We start from the raw sequence: 26,788 nt of genomic DNA on the forward strand, positions 1-26,788 counted from the left end.
GAATCACAAGTAATCCCGTGGTTTCCCCGCCCGAGTCCCGCAATATCCCGGGCCGAGTCCCGCAATTTCCCGTGAGGCCCTATTCCCCGAAGATGGAAGCGGTGAGAGCGGCGAGCGCTTCGCGGCGTTCGGGCGTATCGTAGTGGTCGTCCAGAAGCGCCGCATCGGCGATCAGGAGCACCTCGCCCTCGCCCAGGCTGCAGCGGGCGGCAATGCCGCTTTCGGCGATCGTGCATTGCGCCTTCGGATCATCGCCCGAAATTGCGAACTCTCCTGCAAGCTCAACCGGGACGGCGACTTGCCCGAATGCCGCTTCGCGCTGCTCTTCCGGCTGCGCATCGTCGAACTTCAGTTCGAGGCCCCAGCGCGTGAGCAACGGAGAGATGAGGACCATGTCGTGCGGACGGCGCGGGTCGCCGATCGCGAACTCGCTGTGCTGGGTCAGCACGGGATCGGCGAAGATGAGCGCCTTCCCGCCGGCACGCAGCCAGGCATCGAAGGCCACGTTTTCCGATGGCGCGAGCGGTCTTGGCTGCGCGAGCACGACCTCTTCCAGCCCTTCGAGCGCATCTGCCTCGAGCGTATCGAGCGGCGCAAGCGTGCGATCTTCCTCCAGCTGTGCGCGCACCCACCCCGGCTGGCTGCCCCCGTCGATCATCGAAGAAATGTCCGCGCCCTCGCCCCAGTAGATCGGAAGCGTGCTGAAAAGACCCAGCATCGGTCCGCTTGCGTTACCACCGAGATCGCCATTGGCCTCCGGCGCGGCATTGCACGCGGCCAGCAGCAGGCCCAGCGAGACGGCGAGCACGCTAGCGCGCGGGCTGGTCGGCATTCTGGCTGCCCTGTTCCGGGACGACGGCGGGCGACTGCGTGGGCGTCGGCTGAGCGGGCAGGTCGGGAACGACGCCCGCTTCGACCAGCGGATCGTTCTGAGTCGGCGCAGCGCTCGGTTCGGTGGTCGGCGCAGCTGCCGGAACCGCGGCCGCATCGACTTCGCGCGTGCGGTCCTGGATCAGGCTGGCAAGACCGACGAGGAGGATCATGAGCACAACTCCGCCGACACCCACCTGCAGGCGCTGCATGGCCTGCGCGCGCGTGCCGCCAAGCGGCACCTCGGTCACTTCCTCTAGGCGCGGCTTATCACGGGTAAGGTCGAAATGGCGTGGCATGGCCGAAAACTTGGGCTTTGCCGCCGCTCGCGTCAATCGCCGTCTTCGAGCCACTCGAAGACCGGCAGGTCCTTCGAACGCAGCCAGTCGGCATTGTAGAGCGTCGAGAGGTAGCGGAAGCCGGTATCACAAAGGATTGTCACGACCCGCGGATTCTCGCGCCCTTCGGCCACCAGCTGCTTGCCCAGCGCGACCGCGCCGGCAACGTTGATCCCACTCGACAGGCCGAGGCAGAGGCCCTCTTCGCGCAGCAGCCGCGCAACCCAGCCGAGGCCTTCCTCGTCCGAGATGCGGAACTGCGTATCGATCGGCGCACCTTCGAGGTTGCCGGTAATGCGGCCCTGCCCGATGCCCTCGGCAACCGAAGAGCCCTCGCCCTTCAGTTCGCCATTGGCGTAATAATTGTAGAGCGCGGCACCGTGCGGGTCGGTCAGCGCAATGACGACGTTCTCGTCGAATTCCTTGAGGCCCATGCCGACGCCTGCGATCGTGCCGCCGGTACCAGCCGCGCAGGTGAAGCCGTCGATCCGGCCTCCGGTCTGCTCCCAGATTTCCTTTGCCGTGCCCTCGATATGCGCCTTGCGGTTGGCGGTATTGTCGAACTGGCCTGCCCAGATCGCGCCCTCGGTCTCTTCCGCCATGCGGCGCGAGACGTGCTGGAAGTGGTTGGGGTCGGCATATTTGGTCGGCGGCACGGTGACGAGTTCGGCACCCAATGCGCGCAGGGTCGCCATCTTCTCGCTCGACTGATTGTCGGGCATGACGATGATCGTCTTATAGCCCAGCGCATTTGCCACCAGCGCGATGCCGATGCCGGTGTTGCCGGCAGTTCCTTCGACAACGCAGCCGCCCGGCTTCAGCTCGCCGCGCGCTTCTGCGTCACGGATGATGTAAAGCGCGGCGCGGTCCTTCACCGAAGCGCCGGGGTTGGCGAATTCACATTTGCCATAGATGTCGCAGCCGGCTTCCTTGCTGGGGCCTTCGAGCCGCACCAGCGGAGTATTGCCGATCAGGTCGAGCGTGCGCTCGCGTACGGGAATTTGTGTCATACTGGCCGAGGTAGGCTCGGGTGCCTCCTCACGCAAACAAGATCAATCTTCCGGGGCAATAGTAACCTTCAGCCCGTCGAGATCGCCGGTGAAGGGGATCTGGCAGGAGAGACGAGAGGTTTCGACGCGGTGGTCCGAGCTCTCGAGCAGATCGTCCTCGTCTTCGCTCATTTCCGGAAGCTTGCCGGTGAATTCGGGATCGACATGCACGTGGCAGGTCGCGCAGCTGCAGCAACCGCCGCACAGCGCCAGCAGTTCATCGAAGCCGTTATCGCGGATGGCTTCCATCACGGTCAGGCCGTCGTCGACCTGGATTTCGGAAGTTTCGCCTTCACGGGTGGTGACGATCAGCTTGGGCATCGATGCATTCCTGTGTTGCGTCGCCCGCCGCGCGGGCCGTATGCGAAGGGCTGCTATTCAAAGCGAGGCGGGAAGGCAAGTCACACTATGGGTCTCACCAAAGCGCAGATACGCGAACATCTCGATGCGGTGGCTAACGACGACCCCGTGGTTGCAGGCGCGCTCGAACGCGTTGGCTATCCCGAGGCGCGCATCCGCGAGACGGGATATCGTACATTGCTGCGCACCATTGTCGGCCAGCAGGTGAGCGTGGCGGCAGCATCCTCGGTCTGGAACAAGCTAGAGGCCGAGCTGGGCGAGGAAATGCACGCACACGAACTGCTCGCACGCGATTTCGACACGCTGCGAGGCTGCGGGCTGTCGCGCCAGAAGCAGGGTTACGCGCGCAGCCTGTGCGAACTGGTGGCAGGCGGCGAGCTCGATCTAGAGGACCTGCCGTCGGACGACGAGGAAGCGATTGCCGAGCTCACCCGCATCAAGGGCATCGGCCGCTGGTCGGCGGAAATCTACCTGCTGTTTGCCGAAGGGCGTCAGGACATCTGGCCTGCCGGCGATCTCGCCGTGCAGGCGGCTTGCGGGAAGCTACTCGACTTGCCGGAGCGGCCGAGCGAGAAGGAAACCCGCGTGCTGGCGGAAAGGTGGAAGCCCTATCGCGGGGCCATGGCCATCTTCACCTGGCATGCCTATGCCGATCCGGCACTGTAATTCGAGAGGGGAAAAATGAGCACGCGCAAGGCAATCTTCGTCACTGGTGGCGCATCGGGCATTGGGCGCGCGATCGCGCTCTATTTCGCGGAGCGCGACTGGTTCGTCGGCGTGGGCGATGTCGACGAGGCAGGCATGCGCGAAACACTCGGCATGATGGGCCACGGCTTCAGCTACCAGCACAAGTTCGACGTGCGCGAACGCGCGGACTGGGACGAAGCGCTCGACGGCTTTGCTACTGCTGCGGGCAGCCGGATCGACGTGCTGGCCAACAATGCCGGCATCCCGCTCGGCGGCTCGCTGACCGATAACAGCACCGAGGAAATCGAGCGCTGCCTCGACATCAACCTGAAGGGCGTACTGTTCGGCGCGCAGGCGGCCTATCCGCACCTCAAGAAGACTGCGCCGGGCTCGTGCCTGCTCAACACTGCTAGCGCGGCGGGCGTCTACGGCACCCCCGGCGCGAGCGTCTATTCTGCGACCAAATTCGGCGTTCGCGCGATTACCGAGAGCCTCGACGGCGAATGGGCGGAAGACGGCATCAAGGTCCGCTCGATCATGCCCAGCTTCATCGATACGCCGCTTCTCGACCACAATCCCAATGCGAAAAGCAACGAGGACATCCGCAGCCGCGTGAAAGAGGCGGGCCTCGAGATTACGCCGGTAGAGGAAGTGGCCAAGGCCGCGTGGGACGCAGTGCACGGCGAAAAGCTTCACACGCTTGTGGGCAAGACTGCCAAGAGCATCGCTTTCGGCGCACGCTGGCTGCCGGGCCGCGTGCGCAAGCAGACCCGCGAGAGCTTCCGCCCGCTCGGGAAGTAAGCCTAGACGAGCTTGTCGATCTTCTTGGCCATGTTGACGTCGCGCAGGGACAGCCCGCCTGCGTCATGCGTGGTCAGCGTGATCTCGACCTTGTTGTAGACGTTGAACCATTCGGGGTGGTGATCGCGCTTTTCCGCGATGATCGCGATGCGCGTCATAAATGCGAAAGCCTCGGCGAAATCGGTGAACTCGAACTTGCGTTCGATCGCCTTGCCTTCGCGGGTGAGCGTCCACTCGGGCAGTGCGCGCAGCCAGCTGTCACGTTCTTCGGCGGTAAGTTCCTCGACGGGCATGACTGCGAATCTCCTCTAGCTGGTCGCGCCCTTCTTGTGGGCTCGGGGCCTTTTGCCTAACGCTGCGCGCCATGCAAGCGCAGCTCATCGCAAACGACATCGCATGCCGCCGTGGCGAGAGGCTGCTCTTCAAAGGGCTGTCGCTAAGCTGCGCGCCCGGTGATGCGCTGCAGGTGACGGGATCGAATGGTGTCGGCAAGTCGAGCCTGATCCGCATTCTTGCAGGACTTCTGAAGCCTTTTTCTGGCGAGGTCAGCACGAAAGGCGCGATGGGGCTGATCGACGAGACACTGGCGCTCGACGCGAACCAGCCGCTGGGCAAGGCGCTCGCATTCTGGGAGCGGATCGACGGTTGCGGCGACCCGTCGCGTGCCTTGGAAGTCCTGCAGCTGGAAGAGCTGCTCGACGTGCCGGTGCGCTTCCTTTCGACCGGCCAGAAAAAGCGCGCGGCCTTCGCGCGGCTGCTCAATCGCAATTGCCCCATCTGGCTGCTCGACGAGCCGCTGAACGGCCTCGACACACAGGCCCAGAAAAGCGTCGAGGCGCTCGTGGCCCTGCATTGTTCGGGAGGCGGGATCGCAGTGGTCGCCTCGCACCAGGGGATGGTGCTGCCCGATGCGGAAACGCTCGCGATCGAGGACTTCGCCGCATGAGCCCCGCCCTCGCCCTGCTTCGCCGCGATCTCGGACTGCTGATGCCCGGCGGCACACAAGGAGGCGTCCTGCCGCTGCTGTTCTTCCTCGCCGTGGCGATGCTGTACCCCTTCGCCGTCGGGCCGGACGCGCAATTGCTCGCGCGGACAGGCGGAGGCGTGATTTGGGTCGCTGCGCTGCTCGCCGCGATCCTGCCGCTCGAAAAGCTCGTTGCGGGCGATGTCGAGAACGGCACTTTCGACCAATTGCACCTTCGCGGGATTTCGGAAGAGCTGGCGATGGCGATCCGCCTTGCCGCGCACTGGCTAGCCTTTGCCCCGCTGCTGCTGGTCGCCACCCTGCCCGCAGCGGCACTGCTCGGCCTTTCGGGCGAGACGACGCGGACGGTGCTTCTCGGCCTCCTCGCAGGTACGCCCGGCCTTGCCGCAGTGGGCCTGACGGTCGCGGCACTCACCGCGGCGATGCGCGGGGGCGCGGCGCTTGCGGGGCTGATGGTGATCCCCCTCGCTGTGCCGATCCTCATCTTCGGTGCCGGCGCACTCGCCCGGCCCGACGACAGTGCGATCCTGCTGACGGCGGCGATCAGCCTCGTTCTCGTCGCTGTCGCTCCCTTTGCGGCAGGTGCCGCGATCCGGGCTTCGCGCGAAAACTAGACGACAAATCTGCGACTAGCCTTTTTGAGTAAGTGACACTGCTGCTATGATTGAATAGCAGACACTATTCGTGGACCGGGTACTGGGGGCATCGCAATGGAAGACGATGAAGAGTTCATAGATTTCTATGCCTTGTTGCAGATCGATGCGTCCTGCGACCGGTCGATGGTGGAAAAAGCCTACCGCCACCTCGCGCAGCTCTATCATCCCGACCACTCAGAGACCGCTGACGTCGAGAAATTCCAGGACGTCACGCGGGCCTACAAGGTCCTGAAGGACTCGAAGCGGCGCGCCGAATACGACCGGCTTTACGAAGCTGAACTCGGGCTAAAGCCCGCTGCCGCCAAGCCGCGCGACGACATCATCATCGACGGTTCCTCGGCGATCGAGGATGCCGAGGCTCATGAGAAGATCCTGCTCGCCCTCTACAAGCGCCGCCGCGAACGGGCGGACCAGCCGGGCGTCATGCCCTATCGCATCCAGTCGGAAATCGGCTGTTCGGACGAGAGCTTCGAATTCCACACCTGGTACCTGAAATCGAAGGGATTCATCCAGATCACTCAGCAGAGCGAGCTGGCGATCACCATCGAAGGTGTCGATCACGTGATTTCACAAAGCCGCGCCGAGAAGGAAAAGCTACTCCTCGAGCAATCCAGGCCGGAAGCGGAATAAGCCCTAGTACGGCGGCTTGTGCAGGCCGCGCGGACTGGTGGTGAAAATCTCCATGCCGTCTTCGGTGATCCCGATCGAATGTTCGAACTGGGCCGAGAGCGACTTGTCGCGCGTGACCGCGGTCCAGCCGTCGCGCAGCATCTTGGCGTGCGGGCGACCGAGGTTGATCATCGGTTCGATCGTGAAGAACATGCCCGGCTTCAGCAGCGGGCCGGTGCCCTTGCGGCCGGTGTGGATCACTTCAGGCGCGTCGTGGAACAGGCGGCCGAGACCGTGCCCGCAAAACTCCTGTACCACTCCGTAGCGATGCGACTTTGCGTGCGCTTCGATCACCGCGCCGATATCGCCGAGACGCGCGCCGGGCTGGCTCGCCGCCTCGATGCCGAGCATGAGGCATTCATAGGTCACATCCACCAGCTTGCGCGCCTTGAGCGCAGGCTCGCCGGCGAAATACATCCGGCTCGTGTCGCCGTGCCAGCCGTCCAATAGCGGGGTGACGTCGATATTGACGATGTCGCCGTCCTTCAGCGCCTTGTCGCCCGGGATGCCGTGACAGATAACGTGATTGATCGAGGTGCAGCAGCTGTGCGCATAACCGCGATAGCCCATCGTCGCAGGCACTGCGCCAGCATCGAGCATCATCTCGCGGACCTTGTCGTCGATCGCGCCGGTGGTCACGCCCGGCTGCACGAATTCGGTCAGCTCGTCGAGGATCTCGGCGGCAAGGCGCCCGGCCTTGCGCATGCCCTCGTAGCCCTCGGGCCCGTGAAGCTTGATGGTCCCGTCACGATAGACGGTCTGTTCGCTGTCGATTACCTGGTATTCGGTCATGCGCGCCCATGTAGCGATGCTGCGCGCGAATTGCGAGAGCGTCAGCGTTTCACCCTGAAAGCGCTGGCATATTCGGGCTTCACGGCATCGATGACCGAAGCGGTGACCGGGAAATTGAGCTCATAGGCTCCCTCGGCATAGGGCCCTGCGACATAGGGTCCGAAATAAACGCCGATGCGGTCGAAGGTCTGGTCGTTCGACGATCCGACCAGCACGGTCGCTTCGTCCAGGCCAGGGCAATCGGAGAAGCTGCCGCCGGACGTACGGTTTACCGGCGCACCCCGCCTGCGCGTCCGCGCACGGTCGAGCGCATCGCACAGTTTCGCGCCGAGCGCGTTTTCGAGTGCGACCGGCGAGGTGAACAGTTCGATGCCCTTGAGAGCGGCCGAGCGTTCCTTGTCCCACACTAGCGATTGCTTGCCCGTCATGCCGTGCGCCCCGCCAGTGTAGATATAGGTATCGGCCGACAGGGAGAGCCAGCCGGGCAGGTCGGTCACGACCATCCATTCCTTTTCGAACCCGCGGGCCTTGCAGGTCACGCAATCGCCGGGGAAGTCGACCAGCGACTGCTCCCATTCGCTTTTCTGCTCGGCAAGCAGCTCGCCGCGCTCGGCTTCGAGCATGGCGGCAAGGTCCGCCAGCTGCGAAACGGCAGTCGGCCAGCTGTAGGTGAACTCGCGCGTACCGCCGCTGCGTTCCTCGTCATCGTTGAAGGCCACGCCTTCGACCGCCGGAACCTCCGGCGGCTGGGGGACTTCGGGCGGCCGAGGAGGCGCGGAGGCATCACCACCGTCTTCTTCGGCCTGCGAGCATGCAGCGCTCGACAGAGCCAGAGAAATCAGGAACAGGGGCGCGCGCATGGAATTACCTTGCCGAGACACTTAAACACGCGAGAGACATATCATGGCCGACAAAGCCGACCTAATCCAGGCAGACCGTGGACAGGAAGCTATCCCCATCCATCTGGTCAACAAGGCCGGTTTCACGGATTGGGTGAAATCGCTCTCCTCCGGACAGCGTGCGGCCCTCGCTGCCCAGAAGTTCGACGGTTCGGGTTACCAGGTCGGCATCGTCCCCGATGGTGACAACTGGTTCGTGGTCGGCGGCGTCGCCAACCCCGACGAACTGTCGAGCTGGTGCATGGCGAAGCTCGCCGAGACGCTTCCCGAAGGCACCTATCGCAGGGCCGAAGGCGATCCCGGCCCCGCCATGCATGGCTGGCAGACAGCACAATACACTTTCGAGCGTTACAAGAAGCCGGCCAACCCGACCGGCCCGCGCATCCTGCTGACCAAGGAAGCGGGCAAGATCGACGCGGCGCTGGCCGAGGCGCGCGCGGTTTGCCTCGTTCGCGACTTGGTGAATACGCCAGCCGAAGACATGGGCCCGGCAGCTCTGGAGAAGCAGTGCGAGAAACTCGCCAAGGATCATGGTGGCAAGCTTGAGGTGACGCGCGGCGATACGCTCGAACAGGAATTCCCGATGGTCCACGCGGTCGGGCGCGCCGCCGCGCGCAGCCATGCACCGCGGATCATGCATCTCACCTGGGGCAAGGAAAGCGATCCGGTGATTGCCGTGGTCGGCAAGGGCGTGTGTTTCGACAGCGGCGGGCTCGACGTGAAGAGCTCCAAGGGCATGCTGCTCATGAAAAAGGACATGGGCGGCGCGGCGCATGCCATTGCGCTCGCCGGGCTCATCATGGGCGCGAAACTTCCCGTCCGACTGCATCTCTTCGTACCAGCGGTCGAGAACGCGATTGCCGGCAACGCCTTCCGTCCCGGCGACGTGCTCCAGACGCGCAATGGGCTGACCGTGGAGATCGGCAATACCGATGCCGAGGGCCGCCTGATCCTCGGTGATGCGCTGACCCGTGCATCGGAAGAGAACCCCGAATTCATCGTCGATTTCGCAACGTTGACCGGTGCGGCACGCGTGGCGCTGGGGCCGGACTACCCCGCCCTCATGACCCGTGAAGATAGTACCGCCGACGCGCTGATCGAGGCGGGCCGCGGCGTCGATGACGAACCGTGGCGCCTGCCGTTGCCCGAAGCATATGCCGAGTGGCTTTCCTCGGACATTGCCGACACCAACAACGCGCACGGCAATGCTTTTGCCGGGGCCAGCGTGGCCGGCCTGTTTCTCGACAAGTTCGTGGGAGAAGGCATCGATTGGGCCCACTTCGACACTTTCGCATGGCGCCCCACGGCCAAGCCCGGCCGGCCGAAGGGCGGCGATGCCTATGGCCTCAGGGCCAGCTGGCACATGCTGCAAAAGCGTTTCAAACCGGAATAGTGACAGCTTGCGCGCTTGCCCCGGGAAAAGAGCGAGGGTAAGCGCCCGCAACTGCAACAGGGAAACGACACGTTGAGCGAAACGGCGAAATACAACCTGCCCACCGGTATCGTCGGCCTCAAAGGCCCGGTGGAGAAACCTGCGCCCGGCACGCTGCCGCTGCGCGGCGACCTGGCGCATATCGCGCTCGCAGACCATTTCCTCGCAGCGCACTACGTGATCCCGCACGAACGCCACATCGGTGACAATGACGTCGTGCTCAAGATCGCCATGCGCGACGATGCCGACGATGGCGCTACGCTGGCAGCGGGCAGCAAGATCGAACTGCTCGACCAGGCCGGTGACTGGCTCTGGGTCACCGTGGGTCCTGAAGGCCCGAGCGGTTACCTGCGGCTCGGCGCAATCGCACCCAACCAGTGACGCACAAGGTCTTTATCGACGGGGCAGCGGGCACGACCGGCCTCGAGATTGCCGACCGTCTTTCCGGGCGCAGCGAATTCACGCTTATCACACTCGACAATACCCGCCGCAAGGACACCGAAGCGCGACGCGAAGCGCTGAACGAGGCGGATGTCGCAATCCTCTGCCTGCCCGACGATGCCGCACGCGAAGCGGTCGAGCTGATCGACCCTGCTTCGGGCACGCGCATCATTGATGCGTCTTCCGCCCACCGCACCGCCGAGGGCTGGTGCTATGGCTTCCCCGAACTGGTCGGCAGCGATCGCGTCGCAGATGCGCGGCGGGTGAGCAATCCCGGCTGCTATCCGACCGGCTTCCTGGCGCTTGTCGCGCCGCTGGTGCGCGAAGGCCTGCTGCCCGCAGACTGGCCCTTCACCGTCAACGCGGTGAGCGGTTACTCGGGTGGCGGCAAGGCTTTGATAGAGCGCTTCGAGGCCGAGGGCGCTCCCTCCTTCCGCGCCTACGGCTACGACCTTGCGCACAAGCACCTGGCCGAAATGAAGGAGCATGCGGGGCTCGAGCATCCGGTACTGTTCGCGCCGTCTGTCGTGCCTGCCTATCGCGGAATGATCGTCGAGGTTCCGTTGCATCTCGGCGCGATGGAAAGCGATCCACACGCCGACAGCCTGCGCGATGCGCTGGCCGCGTTTTACGAGCGCTCGCCCCTCATCACCGTCCGCGAAAAAGGCATCGTCGGCGAACTGCTGCTCGAAACCGATGCCGCCCCTTCGGATGGACTGGAGCTGTTCGTTTTCGGAAATGAAGGCGGCTGGAACGCGCGTCTCGTCGCGCGGCTCGACAACCTCGGAAAAGGCGCAAGCGGCGCGGCGGTGCAGAACCTCAACCTGCTTTGCGGATTGCCCGAGACTGCCGGCCTCAAGCTGACCGCTGCCTAAAATTTAGGCACGGCGCGACCAGCCTTTGGGCAAGACCGCCCGGCACGCCATCCACCACCCGCGCATTTGCGCCATTTGCGCAGTTGGCACGCTTCTTGGAACGACGCGCGCAGAATTACATTAGGCCTGTGTGCGGAATTTTCCCGCGCGGCGCCAGACGGGACCGGTGGACACGTGAAAAAGATCGAAGCGATCATCAAGCCCTTCAAGCTCGACGAGGTGAAGGAGGCGCTGCACGAAATCGGCGTGTCCGGCATCACCGTTACCGAGGCCAAGGGCTTTGGCCGCCAGAAGGGCCATACCGAACTCTATCGCGGCGCCGAATACGTCGTCGACTTCCTGCCCAAGGTGAAGCTCGAGGTCGTCGTCTCGGACGACATCGCCGAGCGCACCGTCGAGGCCATTGCCGCAGCTGCCCAGACCGGCCGCATCGGCGATGGCAAGATCTTCGTCTCGCCGATCGAAAGCGCGCTGCGCATCCGCACCGGCGAGAAAGACGAAGACGCGATCTGATCCGACTGACCTAACTGCCCGCAACAAGGCGGGCGCAATACGAACTACCCCAACGGAGGCAACCAAATGGCAAGTGCGAAAGACGTCCTCAAGCGTATCAAGGACGAGGACATCGAGTGGGTCGATCTCAGGTTCACCGACCCCAAGGGCAAGTGGCAGCACCTGACCATGGTCGCCAAGGTTCTGGGTGAAGACGAGCTCGAAGACGGCCTGATGTTCGACGGTTCGTCGATCGCCGGCTGGAAGGTCATCAACGAAAGCGACATGATCCTGAAGCCCGATCTCGAGCGCGTCTATCTCGACCCGTTCAGCGCCGAGCCGATGCTCATCATGTTCTGCGACATCGTCGAGCCGTCGACCGGTGAATGGTATGCCCGCGATCCGCGCACGACCGCCAAGCGCGCCGAAGCATTTCTCAAGTCGACCGGCGTCGGCGACACCATCTACGTCGGCCCGGAAGCCGAATTCTTCATGTTCGACGATGTCCGCTTCGAAGACGGCTATGCCGGTTCGGGCTACGCCATCGACGACATCGAACTGCCGACCAACTCGGGCAAGGAATACGAGAGCGGCAACCTCGCTCACCGTCCGCGCGCCAAGGGCGGTTACTTCCCCGTGGCACCGGTCGATAGCGCCGTCGACATCCGCGGCGAAATGGTCTCGACCATGATCGAAATGGGCCTACCCTGCGACAAGCACCACCACGAAGTGGCCGCAGCGCAGCACGAGCTCGGCCTCACCTTCGGCACGCTCGTCGAAACCGCCGACAACATGCAGATCTACAAGTATGTCGTGCACCAGGTCGCGCATATCTACGGCAAGACCGCGACCTTCATGCCCAAGCCGATCAAGGACGATAACGGTTCGGGCATGCACACCCACATGTCGATCTGGGACGACGGCAAGCCGACCTTCGCAGGCAACCAGTACGGCGGCCTCAGCGAAAACTGCCTCTACTACATCGGCGGTGTCATCAAGCACGCCAAGGCCCTCAATGCCTTCACCAACCCGACCACCAACAGCTACAAGCGCCTGGTACCGGGCTTCGAAGCTCCGGTCTTGCTCGCCTATTCGGCGCGCAATCGTTCGGCTTCGTGCCGCATCCCTTACGGTGCGGGCGACAAGGCGAAGCGCGTGGAATTCCGCTTCCCCGACGCGATGGCCAACCCCTACCTCGCCTATGCAGCGCTGCTGATGGCCGGTCTCGACGGGATCACCAACAAGATCCACCCGGGCGAAGCCATGGACAAGAACCTCTACGACCTGCCCCCGGCAGAGCTCGCCGACGTTCCGACCGTATGCGGCTCGCTGCGCGAAGCGCTCGAGGCTCTGGAAGCCGACCACGAGTTCCTGCTCAAGGGCGACGTCTTCACCAAGGACCAGATCGACGCTTATGCCGAACTGAAGTGGGAAGAAGTCCTGCGCGTCGAAACCACGCCGTGCCCGGCAGAATTCGACATGTACTACAGCGCCTAAGCGGCGTCGGTACCGAACAAGAAAAGGGCCGCTCGGAGCATATCCGGGCGGCCCTTTCTATTTGCGCAATTCGGAGGCGGGATCAGCGCGGGGCCAGCAATCCTCGCCGCCCCGCAGCGATGAACGTCGCCAGCATTGCGATCACGTAGAACATGGTCAGCATCTCGATCGGCTCTTGTGCCCGGGCCAGATCGAGATGTGCGGCCATCGCCCAGATGCCGACCACCCCGAGCGTGAGCGAATAGGCAAGCACCGTCGCTTCGGCATTGAGCATCTGCATCAGTTCATCGGATGCGCGATATGAGACCCACGCAAAGCCGCTCCCGATCACGAGCAAGACTACGCCGCCGATGAACGCGGGCCGCGCCGCGATCGTTCCGCCCTCTCCGCCCAGCGCGATGACGATCAGGGCTGCGCCCCAGAGCGCCATGGCGATGCAGGAAGTGATGAGCTTTCCCTTCTGCTCCTCGAGTTCCTCGGCATCCTCCACATTCAGGATTTTCGCCCCGATCCGGGGGCGAAGCGCGCCGAAACCGACACCCACGCCTGCCAGGATGTAGAATGCTCCCACGAGAACAGCCATCTCGGCGGCCGTCGACAGACCTTCGAGCAAATCGCCCGAGGTAAGCTTCGACACGCCGAACATCGTGACGAAGCCGAACACGGCGCCAATCACGACTGGCACAGCCAGCTTGCGCCACACCGATTGCTCGTTCTTGCCGCTTTCTTCCGTCATCATTCCGTCGGCTCCCAATCGTCGATAAACAAGTCCGGCACGTCGACGGCGAACAGCTTCGCCATGCGCAGCGCCAGCGGCAGCGAAGGATCGTATTTGTCGGTTTCGACCGCGTTGATGGTCTGGCGCGAAACGCCCAGCCGGCGCGCAAGTTCGCCCTGGCTCCAGCCCTTGCCCTCGCGATGTTCCCTCAAGCGGTTCTTCACCGAATCACTCCGTCTGCCTGTAAAGAGCTCTTTACTGACAAGAGCTCTTTACAGTCAAGAGCTCTTTACAGCGTCGCGACAGCGGAATGGCCCGGATCAGGGTGGGAACATTCGCTATACGAATTCTTAGGGCCTTGGTTCTAGCAATGTATTCGCAAGTATTGGGGCGGAATTACTGCAATGACTTTCTGGAAGAAAGATATCGCGGAGGACGTGGCCGAACGCCGCGCCGAACGCATTATCCAGAGGAAGCGCAGTAAACAGGACCGCTCGGCCAAGGGTTTGGGCGCGGTTGCCATCCCCCGCCGAGGTGCCCGCGCCATCCACCAGCGCAACGAGGATCGCCATGTCCTCAAGGGCAAGATGGCGACCGCAGACCTCGAAGGCGATATCTTCGACGTCTCGCTGCTGAACCTGTCGTCCAACGGTGTGATGATCGGCAGCGACCGTAATCTCGCCATCGGTGACGAGATAACGCTCTCGATCGAGAATTGCGCCCCCATCACCACTGCGGTGCGCTGGGTCCGCGACGGCCGGATCGGTCTCGAATTTATCGCAGAAACCGTCATCATCGCCGAAGCAGGCGTGCGCGACTTCATCATGAAGACGATCCGCAAGGAGCACGAGACGGCAAGCTATTCGCCCAAGCTCTCGATCGGAAGCGAACGCCGCGATGTCGCCAAGCGCCACCAGCTGGTGTGGGTGGGCAAGCTCAAGCTGGGCGAGAAGGACGCGACTGCACGACTGCGCAACATCTCGCGCTCGGGCGCCATGGTCTCGCTCTCGGGCAACCTCGATCTCGAGGACGGCCGCGACGTGATCCTCTCGCTGCGTCATGCAGGCGAGCTGGCTGGCATGGTCCGCTGGCACGCCGGCCAGGAATGCGGGATCGAGTTTGCCGACGAATTCGACGTCTCGCTGCTGGTCAACGAAAGCTACGCGGAGCTCGCTCCGGAAATGGAACAGGCAGCCAGGCGCGGCGACGACAGCGAAGAAGATTCGGGCCCTTCGGACTACGACCTGCTGCGCGTGCGCCTCGGCAATGTCGAGAACCCGCACCATGCCCCCGACATGGAATACAAGGCGCTGACGCTGGAAGAGCTCTACGCAACGCTCCACCCGGAAGGGAAAGCGAAAGGCAAAACGGTCGAGGCGGACGAGCCGGCCGAAACCGATCAGGCGTAATTGTACTCGAGCAAATCGATCTCCGAGAGACTGGCCCACAGATCCGGATGGTTCTTGGCCAGCGCGCGTCTGGCCTTTCTCAAATCGCTTCTGAGGTAGGGCTTCAATCCGGTTTCGGCGGGGCCGAGATCGAAACCGTGTAGCGCTGCGGATGCCGCAGTTGCCGTCACCAGCGATTGCTCCGAAAGGTATCCGGCCGTCGACGACTGCCAGTATCCGTAGAGGTCGTCCTGCCACTTGGCGAAGGTCCGGGCCGAATTCGCCAGTAACACGCCGAAGCCCAGATATGCAGCCGCACAATCGGTCGAGTGCTCCATCAGGTCCGGGCCACCCGGAGGATCGCCGGCTTCCCACAAGAGGAAATGGCACAGCTCATGTGCAAAGGTGCCTGCCAGTGCGTCGGGATTGGCAAGCATCTGCGAGCTGTAGCGGATCGTTGCGACCCCATCGACGACCGAGCAGGTTCCGCATGCGCCCGTCCCTTCGAGAAAAGTTCCGTCGGGTTCATGTGCCGGATCATCGGCCACCATCTCGAGCTCGCAGGGCCAGTCCTGCATGCGCATGAGGCCCCTGACCGCTTCGAAAAGCTGCGGGCCGGTCCGCGCTTCCAACAGTTGTGGATGCGAAGGTCCGATCAACCCGGGAGCCGTGTGGCGGTCACCGAGCATAGTCCGCAGCCATGCGAAACAAGCGAGCAACCAGTCGAATTCTTCACGCGATATCGGTGGCTTGGAAGAAAACAGCATCGACACCGGTTTACCCGGACCGGACGAGAATGACAGTATCGCTCGTCACGGGCATTTTCCTACTCCCCGCTTTTCTGCCTAATTCCCGCACCTCTTTCACAAGGAGGTACAATCCATGTCACGCAAGCCCCTGTTCGATACCGTCCGCCGCCTTCTCGGGCGAGGTTTCAGCCAATCCGAAGTCGAGGTGCTCGACCGCGCCATCGATGCCGCGGAAGGTTCTGCGCAGGACCGTGTTCCATCCGTTCCATCCTGTGGGGTCAGCGAAGCAGGTTTCCAACTCATCAAGAGCTTTGAGGGCTGCGCGAGGCTGCGCCCAGACGGGATGGTCGAAGCCTATCCCGATCCCGGCACGGGCGGCGCGCCATGGACGATCGGCTGGGGCGCTACCGGTGCCGACGTGACCCCGGACACCGTGTGGACGCAGGAGCAGTGCGACGCGCGGCTCCTGCACGATGTGGCGCGCCACGCTGCGGAAGTACGCGAGGCGATCGGGAGTGCGCCCACCACCGAGGGCCAGTTCGCTGCGCTCGTCTGCTTCCACTTCAACACCGGGGCGATCGGCCGGGCCACGCTGACACGCAAGCATGTCGCCGGAGACCATGAGGGCGCCGCTCGCGAATTCGCGAAATGGAAACATGCAGGCGGCCGGGTCCTGAGGGGGTTGGTGCGACGTCGCAGCGCAGAGGTAGCCCTGTACCGCTCCTGAGATACGACGAACCGTGGCAGGTAATCCGGTTCTTTCGGAACCCGCCGACGGTCCGCGCCGTTTCGAGGGGCAAAGGAGCTTGAAAATGCGTATATTGATGGCTGGAGCGGCAGCGCTCGCCCTCGCAGCGAGCGGAGCTGTCGCGCAAGGCAATGGCAATGGCAAGGGCAACGGCGGCAACAAGGTCGCTGCAGCCCAAGGCAACGGAAACGAACGCGACAATCGCGGCGGCAATGACCGGCAGGAACGCCGTGCCGAACGCCGCGAAGAACGGCAGGACCGCCGGGCGGACCGGATGGAAGACCGACGTGACCGCTCTTCCGATCGCAGGGAAGATCGCCGTGACCGGATTGAAGACCGCCGCGAGGATTATCGCGACAATCGCGCCGATCGGATCGAGGACTATCGCGACCGCGGCGCCGACCGTAACGAGAATCGGGGCGATGGGCGTATTCGCTACGAGGATCGTGACGACCCGCGCATCATCCGCGAAATCCGCGACTATGGCTGGTTGGCTGAGGATCGCTCGCGCGGCCTGATCGACGGTTGCCCGCCGGGTCTCGCCAAGAAGCGCAATGGCTGCAATCCGCCGGGGCAGGTCCGCGATCGCTACGAACGCACCTTGTTCGGGGATCGTTACCGCCCCTCGCTGTTCGGCCTCTCGAACTATCGCCGAGGCGACTATTACTACAACGACGGCTACCTCGTGCGCTACGGCGACAGCGGTATTTCGGGTTGGGTCCCGCTGCTGGCAGGTGCGCTGGGCATCGGCAACGTCTGGCCCAGCGGCTATCGCAGCTACGAAGTGCCTCGCTATTACGTCGACTACTACAATCTCGGCGGGCGCGATCGCTATCGCTATGCCGACAACGTCATCTACCGCGTAAATCCCGAAGACGCCGCGATCACCTCGATTGCCGCGCTGATTACCGGTGACGAGTTCACTGTCGGCCAGCCGATGCCTTCAGGCTACGATGTCTACAACGTACCCTATGGCTACCGCGACCGGTATTACGACAGCCCCGAATACATGTACCGATATTCGGACGGCTACGTTTACCAGATCGACCCCGAAACACGCCTGGTTGCCGCTGCAATCGACCTGCTGATCTGATCCGGAGAGAAACGATGACGAACACGTTCGCCAAACCCTTCGTGCTGGCCGGAGCAATCGCGGGGCTCGCACTCCTTCCGGCATGCAGCGATACGCAGCCCGGGGAAGCGACCTCCGAAACGCAGGAGGAAACCTCGCTTACCATGGCCGCGGCACTGGGCGGCAAGCCCGACCTAGCAAGCCTCAACGGCGCGGTCTCGAACGCGCAGATCACCTCAATTTTCGAGGGTCCGGGCAGCTACACGCTGCTTGCCCCCATCGACGACGCTTTCGCAGCGCTGGGTGAACAGGGACAGGCACTGATGACGGAGGAACAGGGGCCGGTGCTAGCCGGTGTCCTTCGCGATCACATACTGCCGGGCCACCTCACTCCCGAAAACATCGCCGACGCGATCGAAAACCAGGGCGGCGAAGTGAAGATGACGAGCTTCGGTGGCGTCGAAATCACCTTCTCCAAGGACGGCGACACGATCATTGCGACCAATAGCGCGGGTGAAGAAGCTCGCTTCACCGGCAGCGCAACGGCTGCGACCAATGGCGTGATAATTCCGATCGACACAGTCCTGCTGCCCGGAGGGGCAAGCTAGGGCGACCTAGTAGTCGCGGCTGATTTCCGCGACCACGCTCTCGCGACCGACCGTCGAAACGCTTGCCAGCAGCGACAGCCAACTGGTGATGCGGAACTCGAGCTCGGTCGCGCTGTAGCCTCGCCCGTCGGTGATAAGCTCGACATAGAAGCGACGCCCGAAGTTCTTGCCCAGCGCAACACCGGTCTGGCGGTCGAGTGCGGGATCGGCCGAGACGATCCGCAGCCGGTCGAGGCCGATGGCGCTGCGCAGCTGGTTGATCGGGTCCATCCCGCCGCCACCGCGCAGGCTTGCGACCGCTGCGCCGAGCTGGAGCGCATCGGTCGCGGAAAGCGTCGTGATCGAGCCTCCGAAGAGCAGCCGCGCAAGGATCTCCTCCTCGGGCAGAGCCGGATCGGAGGAGAAGGCGACCTCTGGCTGCTGCGCGCTGCCGGTCACGGTGACGATCACGTCGGTCCCGTCACGCTCGGTCTCGGCACGGATATCGAGGCGCGGATCGATCGGAAGGTTCTCGTCGAAAGCGATCTCGCCGCGCGTCAGTTCGAAGCGCGTGCCCGCAAAGGTGTAATCGCCACGGACGACCTCGGCGCTGCCGCCGATGCGCGGATCGTCAGTCGTCCCGCGAAGGATGATGTCGGCGCCCCATTCGCTGTCGAGGCCCATGCCGTCGACATCGATCCTGCTGCGCCCGCGTGCATCGATCAGGTAGCGCCAAGGGCGGCCCGGCGCGACGCGCGGCGCGCGGTCGGCGGGCGCGTTGATCTCCTGGGTTGCGATCACCGGCAGGCGCATATCCTCGGCGGCGGTCCCGAGTTCCCAACTCGCACGGTTGATGCGCACACGGCCCGCGATTGTCCCGCCGAGGCCGTTCGAGACAATCCTGAGTGGCCCGGTGATTGTCGCGCTGATACCTGCAGCCTCGAGCAGGCGCGCATTTGTCGCCGCAACGCGCAAGTCCAGAGTCGGACCGCGGATCTCGAGCAACCGGCCCTGGACACGTTCGCCGAGGCCTTCGAGGTCGACGATACCGCTCCCGGTCACCGTGCCTCCATTCGCGGTAGAGCCGGCGAAACGGGTCAGCTGGAGACGCGAGCCGGCAAACCGCCCGCGCACGCTCACATCACGAATATCGGTGCCCGAAAGAGAGCTCCTCACGCGCAGATCATCGCTCGAGACGGTTCCGCGCACCCGGGGCGTAGCTAGCGAGCCGCTGGCATTGGCGGCAATCGCCACCTGCCCGGTGAGATCGAAGGCCTCCACGGCTGCAAGGCGCCACAGGCTCTCGGCAGCGCCCTGATAGCGCAATTGCCCGTCGAGACGGCCCGCGCGCAAGCGCTGGGTCAGGTCTCCGCTCGCCGGCAGGTCGGTGATAAGCGCCTGGATGCGGCCGCGCCTGATATCCTCGTTCGCGAGCACTGCGCGCGCTTCGAGGCGCTGCGGGTCAAGATTCACCAGCAGGGAGAGATCGACCGGCTTTGAAGAAATGACGAGACCCGAGCGGGTGAGATCGTCCACTTTTACGCGCGCGGTCCCCGCCGGCAATCCGCCCCGCGGGCTGCTGAAATCCACCACGCCCGAAATCGTACCGCCAAGGCCGATATCGTTGACCGCGATATCCGCAAGCGAAAGAGGCATGCTGGCAAGCTTCAGTTCCAAAGCCGTTTCGTCGGGCGCGAAAATGCCCGAGGCGATTGCGGCTCCGTCGCCATAGTTGAGCTGGGTCGGCGCGAGACGCCAGCCGCCTTCTTGTCGCGCAGCAAGGACCGCACGGCGCGGCATGGAAATATCGCGTCCGGCAAATTGCCCTTGCGCCGCCACGGCAATCCGCTGCGGCTGGAATTGTGCGTTGAGATCGAGCGCGAAGCGGTTGCCGCGCCGCCCTGCGATACTGGCATCGACGCTACCCCTGCCGTCTTCGACCTCGCCCCGCGCAGCGAGACGACCGATAAACAGCGTGCCGTACTGCAGGCCTTGCGCCGTCGCGTTCCCAGAGAAACTCGTCGTACCGCCGCCTATCACGCCCTGCGCCTCGACCTGCCCTCGACCGATCTGGAGCGGTGTGTCACCTCCGAAACTGGCGTTGCGCGCGGCGAGGTCGATGTCGAGACCCTGTGCCCCGTCGCGCGGAGCCAGCCCGATTGTGCCGCTCAGGCCGCCCCCGGTCAGCCTTAGGTCGCCCCTCGCGCCCCCTTCAACCAGCGTAAGGGCACCGGCCACCTCGGTATCGGAAACGGTGAGCCGCTCGACATCGATCCGCGTCGGACCGTCTTCCGGAGAGAAGAGCGCGAGTGCCCCCTCGAAGGGGCCAAGCGTGGAATCACCCTCGGCATCGATCGCGAAGCCCTCTTCGCTCGGCGCGATCGCGACGCTCACATTTTCGAGACCCGTGAACGGGCGCGCAAAGACCAGCTGTGCGGTCGGCGCGCCGTCCTCGATGCTGCCTTCCACCGTGAAATCGCCATATTGGGTGTGCGTGCCCGTGCCGGCAAGCTGCGTTGTGCTTCCCTCGATCGCTCCGTCGAGAGCGACTTCGAGCTTGTCTGCCGTGATGCGCAATGCATCGAAGTCGATCGCGGCACCGCTGCGCGTGGCAATCCCGCCGCGCACGCGGATGGCAGGCCCGGCCAGGTTTTCCAGCGTTGCGTTGGTCACCGGCGCGATACGTCCGTCGATTTCTGCCGCGACCTGCCAGCCGTTCGGCAATAGATCGAAATCAATGAGCGCCGTGCCGCCTGCCTGTCCGACATTCTCAAGTGGAACGCCGTTCGCACGGACCGGACCGCGGATCTGGTATCGCCCAGCATCGAGATCCCCGCGCAGAGCCAAATTGGCAGCGAGACCGCGGAACGAGACGCGGATGTCCTCGCCCGAGAGACGGCTTCCCGAAAGCGTTAGGCGGCCGCGGCCGTCACCATTGACCAGCCGCGCATCGACCAGCGCATTGCCAGTGTTGACCCGTTCGACCGAAAGCGCCAGCGGAAGTCGCCACTGTGCTCCGTCGTAGGAAAGCGTGCCGCGCTGGCGCAGGCGAGACACATCCGCACCGCCAAGCTCGAGGTTTCCGACCCGGAGGTCATGAACGATGGCAAGATCGTCGAACGCGCCGTCGATAGTGGCTTGGAAACTGGTGTTCTCGAGCCGGATATCGGGGCCGAAGACCTCCGGATCGCGAAGCCGGCCGGTCAGTTCAAGATTGCCCACACGGTTCTGCGCAAGATCGACAAGGCCCTCGCCATCGAGCCTGACGCCCCGTCCAATCATCGTGATCGTGCCGTCGAACGCACGGTCGTCGATCGCCATGCGCGAAGATAGTGAAACATCATTCCCCGCCACGCGCGCCAGTGTGCCGGAAAGGAAATCGCTCGGGTCGAGCTTGCCGAGGAGCCCGAACTGTCCAGCCCGGTTGGTGATCCTGAGCGCGGCAATCCGATCATCTTCGGAGCGCACGAGCAGGCCGCCCTTCCAATCAGTCCACGTGCCATCGCCTTCGAGGATTGCTTCGTAAGAGCGATCGAGACCTAGCATCCCCGCCAGGGCGCCGTCGGCTGCCGCACGCAAGTCTGCAAAAAGGTCGAAGTGGTCGCCGTCGGGCTCTGCATCCAGCCTCAGCACGAGACGGTCTTCATCCCCGAGGCTCGCATCGGCATCGACGAGCAGACGCCGATCTTCGACCTGGACTTCCGCGAGCAGGTCGGCCTGCTGCGCCTCATCGCCCGCGATCCCCGGCGCCAGCGTGAGGGCATCGATCTCCAGCCGGTCTATCGAGATATCGAAGCCCGGAAGGATTGGGCCATCTTCCTCGCTCGGGAGGAATTCGGGAATGCGCGATAGCGTGGCGCGGCGCGCGGCAAAGCTATCGATCTCGAGCCGGTTGGACAGCCATGCGCGCGGGTTCCAGTCGACCTCGGCGCGCGGGATCATCAGGAAGACGCCCTCCGGGTCCGATAGGGCAACGTCATGGAGGACAGCCTCACCGTAGATATTGCCCTCGATCCGGCCGATCCGGATATTGAGGCCGTTGGGAAAAGTTTCGCGCGCGATGCGGTCGGCGAGATAGCGCTCTCCAATCGGCGTATTGAGCAATGCCGCTGCCCCGACGATCAGCAGCAGCAGCCCGCCCAGTATCCCGAGCGTCCACTTGCCGATCCGGCGCTTGCGCCCACGGCGCGGAGCCTCGCTCACTTCGGCCTCTTCCGCCATCAGAAAGCCTGCCCCAGCGATACGTAGACCGCCACCGGCGCATCGTTTTCATCAGGATTTAACGGCACGCCGACATCCACGCGGATGGGTCCGAAGCCAGTATTGTAGCGCAGGCCCACGCCCGCGCCGTATTTGACGAAGCGGAAGTCCGGCCAGGGCTCGATCGAGACCGCTCCCACATCGAAGAAGGGTACCACCGAGACGGCACCGTCGAAGAATGGCGTGCCGATCCGTGCTTCGAGCGAACCCTCCACGAGACTGCGACCGCCGGTCGGCTCGAGGAAGTCGTTCTTCGGACCGATCGCTTCGAATCCGTAGCCGCGCACCGAACCGCCGCCACCGGCGTAGAGCCTCCGCGAGGGAGCAATACCCCCGAGTTCGGCACCCTGGATGGTGGCGAACCTCGCACGCGCCGCGAGGACAATATTGTCGGACGCAGGCAGGTAATAGCTGCCGTCGCCCTGGAAGCGGACATAATTGAAGTTGCGGCCGGCGGTGCGCGAAATCTCCGGCGCCACGAATGCGCTGAGCCTGAATCCGTTACTGGGATCGAGCAGAGAGTCGGTTGAGTCGATGCTCGCGCGTCCGAAGACCGAGCCGATGAAATAGGTCTGGCGGGGACGCGGAATGCCGCCAATGACCCTATTGCGTTCGTCGGTAGCGAGCACTTCGACGCCGCCCGCCCAGCTGAAAGGCTTCTGGAACAACAGGGTCGACAGCTTCTCGAAGGTGCCCGTCACGGCAACCGTGTTCGCATCGTACGCCTCTGTGTCGAGCGTGCGCGCATAGGTGTCGATCGTGAGAACCCGGTCGCGGCCTGTGAAATTGTTCTTGCGGAAGGTGACGCCGGCGAGTTGCTCGCGCGTCCCGATGATGCCGCGCACCCTCAGCAGGCCTTCGGGCGGGAACAGATTACGATGCTCCCAGCTCGCCTGGACGCGGATACCCTCTTCGGAGCCGTAGCCGATTGCGCCCGAGATGGTGCGCAGCTTCGCCCGCTCGAGCTCGACATCCATGTCGACCACACCCGGCTGGTCGCCCTGCGGTGGAGTGACTTCGCGCGGCGTGACACTGACCGAGGAAACGAGGCCAGTGGCCGTCACGGCCCTGCGCAGGTCCATGGAGAGACTGCGCTTATAGGTTTCGCCGGGCTCGAAGCGCGCTATGGTGCCGAGGTGATTGCCCGAGAGAAAGTCGGGATCGTTGCTGACAACTTCCCCGAAAACATACTTGCCGCCCGGTTCGACCTCGAGCGTGAGATCGCCTTCCTCGCGTTCGTGGTCGATCAGAAGGCGCGGCTCGTTGATCTCGGCAAAGGCGTATCCCGTTTCGCCCAACCTGCGGTCGAGCGCGAACTGTTCCTGTACGATCGTGTCGCTCTGCAGGAAGTCGCCCGAAGTTATTCCGAAAGATGCGCGCAGATCCTCGTAATCTGGCGCCTGATCGAGATTGCCCAGGTCGATCGCGCCGAAGCGGTAGCGATTGCCGGGAATGACATCGAAACGCACCGTAGGCGCCTCGCTCGCAGTTTCATCGCCCGGCTGCAGCGAGCCAATAGTGCGGATCACCTGGCCGTCATAATAGCCATAGACGCGAAGCAAGTTGCCCAGCAATTCCTCGTCCTCGCGGGCGCGAGCCGCGAGCTGGGCGATGCTCGCATCCTCGTCCTGCAGGTTCTCGATCGTCGAGAGCGCTTCGTAACGCAGCAGGAAATCGCCGCGTTCGGAGAACGGGGGTTCGGTCTGCGGGAACCCGAGTAGGAGATTATCGTCGATACGAACGGTCTCCGCTTCCTCCAGATCGAGCTGCGCACGGCCCAGGTCGAGATCGGCAAACTCGATCTCTTCGTCGGCTTCTAGCGCCTCGACGTCATCGATCTCGATGTCGCTCGGCCACGGCAAATCGTTGCCTTCCGGGAGCTCGATCGGCGTGTCCGGATCGGGCACGTCACTATTGTCCGACGCCTCTTCGCCCTCGGTGCCCTGCCCTGCCCAGTCTTCGGGATTCTCGACTGCGCTATCGGGAATGAGGTCTTCGAGTGCAGGAGGTGCTTCGCTGTCCTGCGCAGCAAGCGGCGCGCTGGCCACAGCCAGGGCCGCAACGCAGAGCAACAGCGATTGGCGAAAATGCCTATTCGGCGAGCTTGTATTCAAGCTGGTTGCCGTCCTTGGCCGGCAGAGAATCACCGACGCGCCCTTTCCTTGCCGCGGTTGCGGTTTCGATGTGGCGCTTCTGTTCGGCTTCGGGCATGCGCTCCCATCCGCTACGGCTGAGCCGCTCGAGCGGGCGATAGCGGACCTTGTATTGCATCCGCTCAGAACCTTCGACCCAGTAGCCGAGGTAGACATAGGGCAGCCCGTTTTCCGCCGCACGGCGGATGTGGTCGAGGATGATGAAATTCCCAAGCCCGGCGCGATCCTCAATTTCGGGGTCATAGAAGCTGTAGATCATCGACAGCCCGTCACCCTGAACGTCCGTGAGACAGGCCCCGACCAGACGGCCCGGTTCGGATCCTACTCCCGGTTCCCGATATTCAACCAAAAAGCTCGATACCGGAGTGTGTTCCACCATATCGGCGAAATCGCTTTCGTCCATCTCCGCCATGCCGCCACCGGGGTGACGTGCGGCAAGATAGCGACGAAGCAGCTCATATTGCTCATCCGTGGCCCACGGACGGCATTCCGACACGACGAGATCGCAGTTCGCCTTGATCGTGCGCTTCTGGCTGGACGAGGGCTTGAATTCACCCGCCACGACGCGAACCGACACGCAGGCCTGACAGTCGAGGCAGGAAGGACGGTAAGCGACGGTCTGGCTGCGACGGAAACCGATCCGGCCCAGCGCTTCGTTCAACTCATCCGCATTTTCGCCGCGCAGTTCGGTGAAGACCTTCCGCTCGCTGCGGCCCGGCAGGTACGGACACGGCGCAGGGCTGGTCACGAAAAACCGGGGGAAGCGAATGGGTGCCGTCACGGCTGGCAGGTCCTCTCTGAGCAACGTTCTCTAATTCGTTAACAACTCCTTTATGCATAACCCGGGTCCGGGTTTAAAGACAATTAACCACGAAAAAGCGGACGACCCGACGAGTCGCCCGCTTTCCGGGAGTTTCGCGATTAAGATTCCTCAGGCGAGTTCGGCCAATTCCACGCTGTAGCCCTTGCCTTCCAGCTCCTTCACCAGCCGGTCGATCTGCGCGCCATCGCGTGCCTCGCACTCGATTTCGGTAATCAGGCCCTTCGCTGGAAGCGTGGTGAAGATGCGCTGGTGGTAGATCTCGATGATGTTGACGTTGTGCGCATTGAACTCGCGCATCACCTTGTAAAGCGCGCCCGGGCGGTCCTGTAGCGTGATGCGAAGGCGCGCGAGACGGCCCGAACGGGCGAGGTCGCGCACAAGGACATTGGCGAGCAGGCGCGTGTCGATATTGCCGCCACAAAGCACCAGCCCCACCTTCTTGCCGGCAAACTTCTCCGGATTGGACAGCACTGCGGCAAGACCAGCTGCACCCGCGCCCTCGACCACCGTCTTCTCGATCTGGAGCAACAGCGAGACGGCGCGTTCGAGCTTGGGCTCGCTGACCAGAAGGACTTCGTCGACCAGCTCACGGATGATCTGCCGGGTAAAGGCGCCCGGCTCCTTCACCGCGATGCCCTCGGCCAGAGTATCGCCGCCGCAGGGGCGTTCGTCGCCGGTCACGGCAGAGTACATCGAGGGATAGAGCTCCGCCTGCACGCCGACCATCTGGATGTCCGGATGAAGCGCCTTGGCAACCGTTGCCATGCCGCTCATCAACCCGCCGCCGCCGATCGGCACGACGAGGCAGTCGAAGTCGTCCTTCAGTTCGAGCATTTCAAGAGCCACGGTCCCCTGCCCCGCTGCGACTTGCGGATCGTCGAAGGGGTGGACGAAAGTCAGCCCGCGCTCGGCCTCAAGCTCGCGTGCATGGGCATAGGCCTCGTCGAAAGTCTCGCCGAACAGCACGACATTGCCGCCCACGCTCTCGGTCTGCATCACTTTCACGCTGGGCGTGGTCGAGGGCATCACGATCGTGACAGGCACCCCAAGGCGGCGTCCGTGATAGGACAGGCCCTGCGAATGGTTGCCCGCCGAGGCCGCGATGACACCCTTGGCCATCTGTTCTTCAGTCAACTGCAGCAGCGCATTCAATGCGCCGCGTTCCTTGTAGGCCGCAGTAAACTGCAGGTTCTCGAACTTCAGCCAGATGTCGGCGCCGGTAATTTCGGAAAGAGTGATCGAGTGCATCATCGGCGTCTTGACCACCGCGCCTTCGATGCGCTGCGCAGCGGCGCGCACATCGTCGAGGGTCAGAAGCTCGGTCGCGCTCTGCTCGGCGCGAAGGGATGATGCCTGTGTCATGGCTTCGCCCCTACGGCGCACGTGCAAAGGACGCAATCTTCGAAAGGGTTTGCCTACGCCAAGCTATGCCTTATCGCTGGCGCCA

General features: G+C 63.6%; 28 protein-coding genes. 14 read left to right on the plus strand and 14 right to left on the minus strand.

The window, feature by feature from the left end; translation table 11 throughout:
- Positions 1–79: 79 nt before the first annotated feature.
- From ACZ1G8_RS02705 to ACZ1G8_RS02720, 4 genes are read right to left on the minus strand one after another with little or no spacing between them, the layout of a single operon-like run.
- On the minus strand, positions 80–832 hold the full coding sequence (locus ACZ1G8_RS02705; RefSeq protein WP_472680285.1) for an ABC transporter: 753 nt from the start codon (positions 830–832) through the stop codon (positions 80–82).
- A complete protein-coding gene (locus ACZ1G8_RS02710) occupies positions 810–1,169 on the minus strand; it encodes a hypothetical protein (protein WP_472680286.1) in 360 nt (119 codons plus the stop codon). Before ACZ1G8_RS02710 ends, ACZ1G8_RS02705 begins: the two co-directional genes overlap by 23 nt.
- Positions 1,170–1,201: 32 nt before the next feature.
- Entirely contained in the window at positions 1,202–2,218 is a 1,017-nt protein-coding gene (locus ACZ1G8_RS02715) for a cysteine synthase A (RefSeq protein ID WP_472680287.1), read from the minus strand.
- Between the two features lie 42 nt (positions 2,219–2,260).
- Positions 2,261–2,578 (minus strand): 2Fe-2S iron-sulfur cluster-binding protein, encoded by a 318-nt coding sequence (locus ACZ1G8_RS02720; RefSeq protein WP_472680288.1) that lies wholly within the window; start codon positions 2,576–2,578, stop codon positions 2,261–2,263.
- Between the two features lie 87 nt (positions 2,579–2,665).
- Between ACZ1G8_RS02720 and ACZ1G8_RS02725 the strand changes: the two genes are divergently transcribed.
- Together ACZ1G8_RS02725 and ACZ1G8_RS02730 are read left to right on the plus strand one after the other, a co-directional pair.
- The gene (locus ACZ1G8_RS02725; protein ID WP_472680289.1) at positions 2,666–3,283 is read left to right on the plus strand and encodes a DNA-3-methyladenine glycosylase family protein; all 618 of its coding nucleotides are present in this window, start codon (positions 2,666–2,668) and stop codon (positions 3,281–3,283) included.
- A 15-nt stretch (positions 3,284–3,298) separates the two neighbouring features.
- Positions 3,299–4,105, plus strand: a complete 807-nt coding sequence (locus ACZ1G8_RS02730) for an SDR family oxidoreductase (protein ID WP_472680290.1) — start codon at positions 3,299–3,301, stop codon at positions 4,103–4,105.
- 2 nt (positions 4,106–4,107) lie between these two features.
- On the opposite strand, the gene ACZ1G8_RS02735 is transcribed toward ACZ1G8_RS02730, so the two are convergent.
- Positions 4,108–4,398: a 4a-hydroxytetrahydrobiopterin dehydratase gene (locus ACZ1G8_RS02735; protein WP_221427873.1), complete on the minus strand. Its 291-nt coding sequence runs from the start codon at positions 4,396–4,398 to the stop codon at positions 4,108–4,110.
- A gap of 71 nt (positions 4,399–4,469) precedes the next feature.
- On the opposite strand from ACZ1G8_RS02735, the gene ccmA reads away from it, so the two are divergent.
- The 3 genes from ccmA to ACZ1G8_RS02750 all read left to right on the plus strand — a co-directional run bounded on the left by ccmA (position 4,470) and on the right by ACZ1G8_RS02750 (position 6,376).
- Positions 4,470–5,051 carry a heme ABC exporter ATP-binding protein CcmA gene (gene ccmA, locus ACZ1G8_RS02740; RefSeq protein ID WP_472680291.1) on the plus strand — a complete coding sequence of 194 codons (582 nt, stop codon included), beginning with the start codon at positions 4,470–4,472 and terminating at the stop codon, positions 5,049–5,051.
- Entirely contained in the window at positions 5,048–5,704 is a 657-nt protein-coding gene (locus ACZ1G8_RS02745) for a heme exporter protein CcmB (protein WP_472680292.1), read from the plus strand. Before ccmA ends, ACZ1G8_RS02745 begins: the two co-directional genes overlap by 4 nt.
- Before the next feature lie 96 nt (positions 5,705–5,800).
- Positions 5,801–6,376, plus strand: a complete 576-nt coding sequence (locus tag ACZ1G8_RS02750) for a DnaJ domain-containing protein (RefSeq protein ID WP_472680293.1) — start codon at positions 5,801–5,803, stop codon at positions 6,374–6,376.
- 3 nt (positions 6,377–6,379) lie between these two features.
- Here ACZ1G8_RS02750 and map read toward each other — a convergent pair whose 3' ends face one another.
- Complete coding sequence (gene map, locus ACZ1G8_RS02755; RefSeq protein WP_472680294.1) at positions 6,380–7,207, minus strand: type I methionyl aminopeptidase; 828 nt, start codon at positions 7,205–7,207, stop codon at positions 6,380–6,382.
- Positions 7,208–7,248: 41 nt separating this feature from the next.
- A complete protein-coding gene (locus tag ACZ1G8_RS02760) occupies positions 7,249–8,067 on the minus strand; it encodes an RsiV family protein (protein WP_472680295.1) in 819 nt (272 codons plus the stop codon).
- 43 nt (positions 8,068–8,110) lie between these two features.
- Here ACZ1G8_RS02760 and ACZ1G8_RS02765 point away from each other — a divergent pair, with 43 nt between their 5' ends.
- The 5 genes from ACZ1G8_RS02765 to glnA all read left to right on the plus strand — a co-directional run bounded on the left by ACZ1G8_RS02765 (position 8,111) and on the right by glnA (position 12,843).
- Complete coding sequence (locus ACZ1G8_RS02765) at positions 8,111–9,499, plus strand: leucyl aminopeptidase family protein (RefSeq protein ID WP_472680296.1); 1,389 nt, start codon at positions 8,111–8,113, stop codon at positions 9,497–9,499.
- Between the two features lie 72 nt (positions 9,500–9,571).
- Positions 9,572–9,919: a hypothetical protein gene (locus ACZ1G8_RS02770; RefSeq protein WP_472680297.1), complete on the plus strand. Its 348-nt coding sequence runs from the start codon at positions 9,572–9,574 to the stop codon at positions 9,917–9,919.
- Positions 9,916–10,854: an N-acetyl-gamma-glutamyl-phosphate reductase gene (argC, locus tag ACZ1G8_RS02775; protein ID WP_472680298.1), complete on the plus strand. Its 939-nt coding sequence runs from the start codon at positions 9,916–9,918 to the stop codon at positions 10,852–10,854. Before ACZ1G8_RS02770 ends, argC begins: the two co-directional genes overlap by 4 nt.
- A gap of 174 nt (positions 10,855–11,028) precedes the next feature.
- On the plus strand, positions 11,029–11,367 hold the full coding sequence (locus tag ACZ1G8_RS02780; RefSeq protein WP_472680299.1) for a P-II family nitrogen regulator: 339 nt from the start codon (positions 11,029–11,031) through the stop codon (positions 11,365–11,367).
- A gap of 66 nt (positions 11,368–11,433) precedes the next feature.
- A complete protein-coding gene (gene glnA / locus ACZ1G8_RS02785; RefSeq protein ID WP_472680300.1) occupies positions 11,434–12,843 on the plus strand; it encodes a type I glutamate--ammonia ligase in 1,410 nt (469 codons plus the stop codon).
- 82 nt (positions 12,844–12,925) lie between these two features.
- On the opposite strand, the gene ACZ1G8_RS02790 is transcribed toward glnA, so the two are convergent.
- Both ACZ1G8_RS02790 and ACZ1G8_RS02795 read right to left on the minus strand, forming a co-directional pair.
- Positions 12,926–13,582 carry a hypothetical protein gene (locus ACZ1G8_RS02790; protein ID WP_472680301.1) on the minus strand — a complete coding sequence of 219 codons (657 nt, stop codon included), beginning with the start codon at positions 13,580–13,582 and terminating at the stop codon, positions 12,926–12,928.
- Entirely contained in the window at positions 13,579–13,785 is a 207-nt protein-coding gene (locus ACZ1G8_RS02795) for a helix-turn-helix transcriptional regulator (RefSeq protein ID WP_222442854.1), read from the minus strand. The genes ACZ1G8_RS02790 and ACZ1G8_RS02795 overlap by 4 nt, the downstream gene beginning before the upstream one ends.
- 180 nt (positions 13,786–13,965) lie before the next feature.
- Here ACZ1G8_RS02795 and ACZ1G8_RS02800 point away from each other — a divergent pair, with 180 nt between their 5' ends.
- Positions 13,966–14,970 carry a PilZ domain-containing protein gene (locus tag ACZ1G8_RS02800; protein ID WP_472680302.1) on the plus strand — a complete coding sequence of 335 codons (1,005 nt, stop codon included), beginning with the start codon at positions 13,966–13,968 and terminating at the stop codon, positions 14,968–14,970.
- Here the strand turns inward: ACZ1G8_RS02800 and ACZ1G8_RS02805 are convergent.
- Positions 14,961–15,581, minus strand: a complete 621-nt coding sequence (locus ACZ1G8_RS02805; protein WP_472680303.1) for a hypothetical protein — start codon at positions 15,579–15,581, stop codon at positions 14,961–14,963. The two genes, ACZ1G8_RS02800 and ACZ1G8_RS02805, sit on opposite strands and share 10 nt — an antisense overlap.
- 250 nt (positions 15,582–15,831) lie before the next feature.
- Here ACZ1G8_RS02805 and ACZ1G8_RS02810 point away from each other — a divergent pair, with 250 nt between their 5' ends.
- The 3 genes from ACZ1G8_RS02810 (at position 15,832) to ACZ1G8_RS02820 (ending at position 18,126) form a co-directional block, all read left to right on the plus strand.
- Entirely contained in the window at positions 15,832–16,425 is a 594-nt protein-coding gene (locus tag ACZ1G8_RS02810) for a lysozyme (protein WP_472680304.1), read from the plus strand.
- Between the two features lie 85 nt (positions 16,426–16,510).
- A complete protein-coding gene (locus tag ACZ1G8_RS02815) occupies positions 16,511–17,539 on the plus strand; it encodes a hypothetical protein (RefSeq protein WP_472680305.1) in 1,029 nt (342 codons plus the stop codon).
- A 14-nt stretch (positions 17,540–17,553) separates the two neighbouring features.
- The gene (locus tag ACZ1G8_RS02820) at positions 17,554–18,126 is read left to right on the plus strand and encodes a fasciclin domain-containing protein (RefSeq protein WP_472680306.1); all 573 of its coding nucleotides are present in this window, start codon (positions 17,554–17,556) and stop codon (positions 18,124–18,126) included.
- A gap of 6 nt (positions 18,127–18,132) precedes the next feature.
- On the opposite strand, the gene ACZ1G8_RS02825 is transcribed toward ACZ1G8_RS02820, so the two are convergent.
- From ACZ1G8_RS02825 to ACZ1G8_RS02840, 4 genes are all read right to left on the minus strand, one after another.
- Positions 18,133–22,326: a translocation/assembly module TamB domain-containing protein gene (locus ACZ1G8_RS02825; RefSeq protein WP_472680307.1), complete on the minus strand. Its 4,194-nt coding sequence runs from the start codon at positions 22,324–22,326 to the stop codon at positions 18,133–18,135.
- Positions 22,326–24,413 (minus strand): autotransporter assembly complex protein TamA, encoded by a 2,088-nt coding sequence (locus ACZ1G8_RS02830; protein ID WP_472680308.1) that lies wholly within the window; start codon positions 24,411–24,413, stop codon positions 22,326–22,328. Before ACZ1G8_RS02830 ends, ACZ1G8_RS02825 begins: the two co-directional genes overlap by 1 nt.
- Before the next feature lie 43 nt (positions 24,414–24,456).
- Positions 24,457–25,299 carry an arginyltransferase gene (locus ACZ1G8_RS02835; RefSeq protein ID WP_472680309.1) on the minus strand — a complete coding sequence of 281 codons (843 nt, stop codon included), beginning with the start codon at positions 25,297–25,299 and terminating at the stop codon, positions 24,457–24,459.
- A gap of 150 nt (positions 25,300–25,449) precedes the next feature.
- Complete coding sequence (locus ACZ1G8_RS02840; RefSeq protein ID WP_472680310.1) at positions 25,450–26,703, minus strand: threonine ammonia-lyase; 1,254 nt, start codon at positions 26,701–26,703, stop codon at positions 25,450–25,452.
- Positions 26,704–26,788: the final 85 nt, after the last annotated feature.

The organism is Qipengyuania sp. BR81-2 (genome assembly GCF_055693895.1).

Bases quoted from the DNA above. Each gene is read 5' to 3' on its own strand.
- ACZ1G8_RS02720 (WP_472680288.1), bottom strand. From the start codon at position 2,578: ATGCCCAAGCTGATCGTCACCACCCGTGAAGGCGAAACTTCCGAAATC.
- ccmA (WP_472680291.1), top strand. From the start codon at position 4,470: ATGCAAGCGCAGCTCATCGCAAACGACATCGCATGCCGCCGTGGCGAG.
- ACZ1G8_RS02735 (WP_221427873.1), bottom strand. From the start codon at position 4,398: ATGCCCGTCGAGGAACTTACCGCCGAAGAACGTGACAGCTGGCTGCGC.
- ACZ1G8_RS02800 (WP_472680302.1), top strand. From the start codon at position 13,966: ATGACTTTCTGGAAGAAAGATATCGCGGAGGACGTGGCCGAACGCCGC.
- ACZ1G8_RS02810 (WP_472680304.1), top strand. From the start codon at position 15,832: ATGTCACGCAAGCCCCTGTTCGATACCGTCCGCCGCCTTCTCGGGCGA.
- ACZ1G8_RS02750 (WP_472680293.1), top strand. From the start codon at position 5,801: ATGGAAGACGATGAAGAGTTCATAGATTTCTATGCCTTGTTGCAGATC.
- ACZ1G8_RS02725 (WP_472680289.1), top strand. From the start codon at position 2,666: ATGGGTCTCACCAAAGCGCAGATACGCGAACATCTCGATGCGGTGGCT.
- glnA (WP_472680300.1), top strand. From the start codon at position 11,434: ATGGCAAGTGCGAAAGACGTCCTCAAGCGTATCAAGGACGAGGACATC.
- ACZ1G8_RS02765 (WP_472680296.1), top strand. From the start codon at position 8,111: ATGGCCGACAAAGCCGACCTAATCCAGGCAGACCGTGGACAGGAAGCT.
- ACZ1G8_RS02825 (WP_472680307.1), bottom strand. From the start codon at position 22,326: ATGGCGGAAGAGGCCGAAGTGAGCGAGGCTCCGCGCCGTGGGCGCAAG.
- ACZ1G8_RS02760 (WP_472680295.1), bottom strand. From the start codon at position 8,067: ATGCGCGCGCCCCTGTTCCTGATTTCTCTGGCTCTGTCGAGCGCTGCA.
- ACZ1G8_RS02815 (WP_472680305.1), top strand. From the start codon at position 16,511: ATGCGTATATTGATGGCTGGAGCGGCAGCGCTCGCCCTCGCAGCGAGC.
- ACZ1G8_RS02840 (WP_472680310.1), bottom strand. From the start codon at position 26,703: ATGACACAGGCATCATCCCTTCGCGCCGAGCAGAGCGCGACCGAGCTT.
- ACZ1G8_RS02710 (WP_472680286.1), bottom strand. From the start codon at position 1,169: ATGCCACGCCATTTCGACCTTACCCGTGATAAGCCGCGCCTAGAGGAA.
- ACZ1G8_RS02730 (WP_472680290.1), top strand. From the start codon at position 3,299: ATGAGCACGCGCAAGGCAATCTTCGTCACTGGTGGCGCATCGGGCATT.
- ACZ1G8_RS02745 (WP_472680292.1), top strand. From the start codon at position 5,048: ATGAGCCCCGCCCTCGCCCTGCTTCGCCGCGATCTCGGACTGCTGATG.
- ACZ1G8_RS02820 (WP_472680306.1), top strand. From the start codon at position 17,554: ATGACGAACACGTTCGCCAAACCCTTCGTGCTGGCCGGAGCAATCGCG.
- map (WP_472680294.1), bottom strand. From the start codon at position 7,207: ATGACCGAATACCAGGTAATCGACAGCGAACAGACCGTCTATCGTGAC.
- ACZ1G8_RS02715 (WP_472680287.1), bottom strand. From the start codon at position 2,218: ATGACACAAATTCCCGTACGCGAGCGCACGCTCGACCTGATCGGCAAT.
- ACZ1G8_RS02790 (WP_472680301.1), bottom strand. From the start codon at position 13,582: ATGATGACGGAAGAAAGCGGCAAGAACGAGCAATCGGTGTGGCGCAAG.
- ACZ1G8_RS02705 (WP_472680285.1), bottom strand. From the start codon at position 832: ATGCCGACCAGCCCGCGCGCTAGCGTGCTCGCCGTCTCGCTGGGCCTG.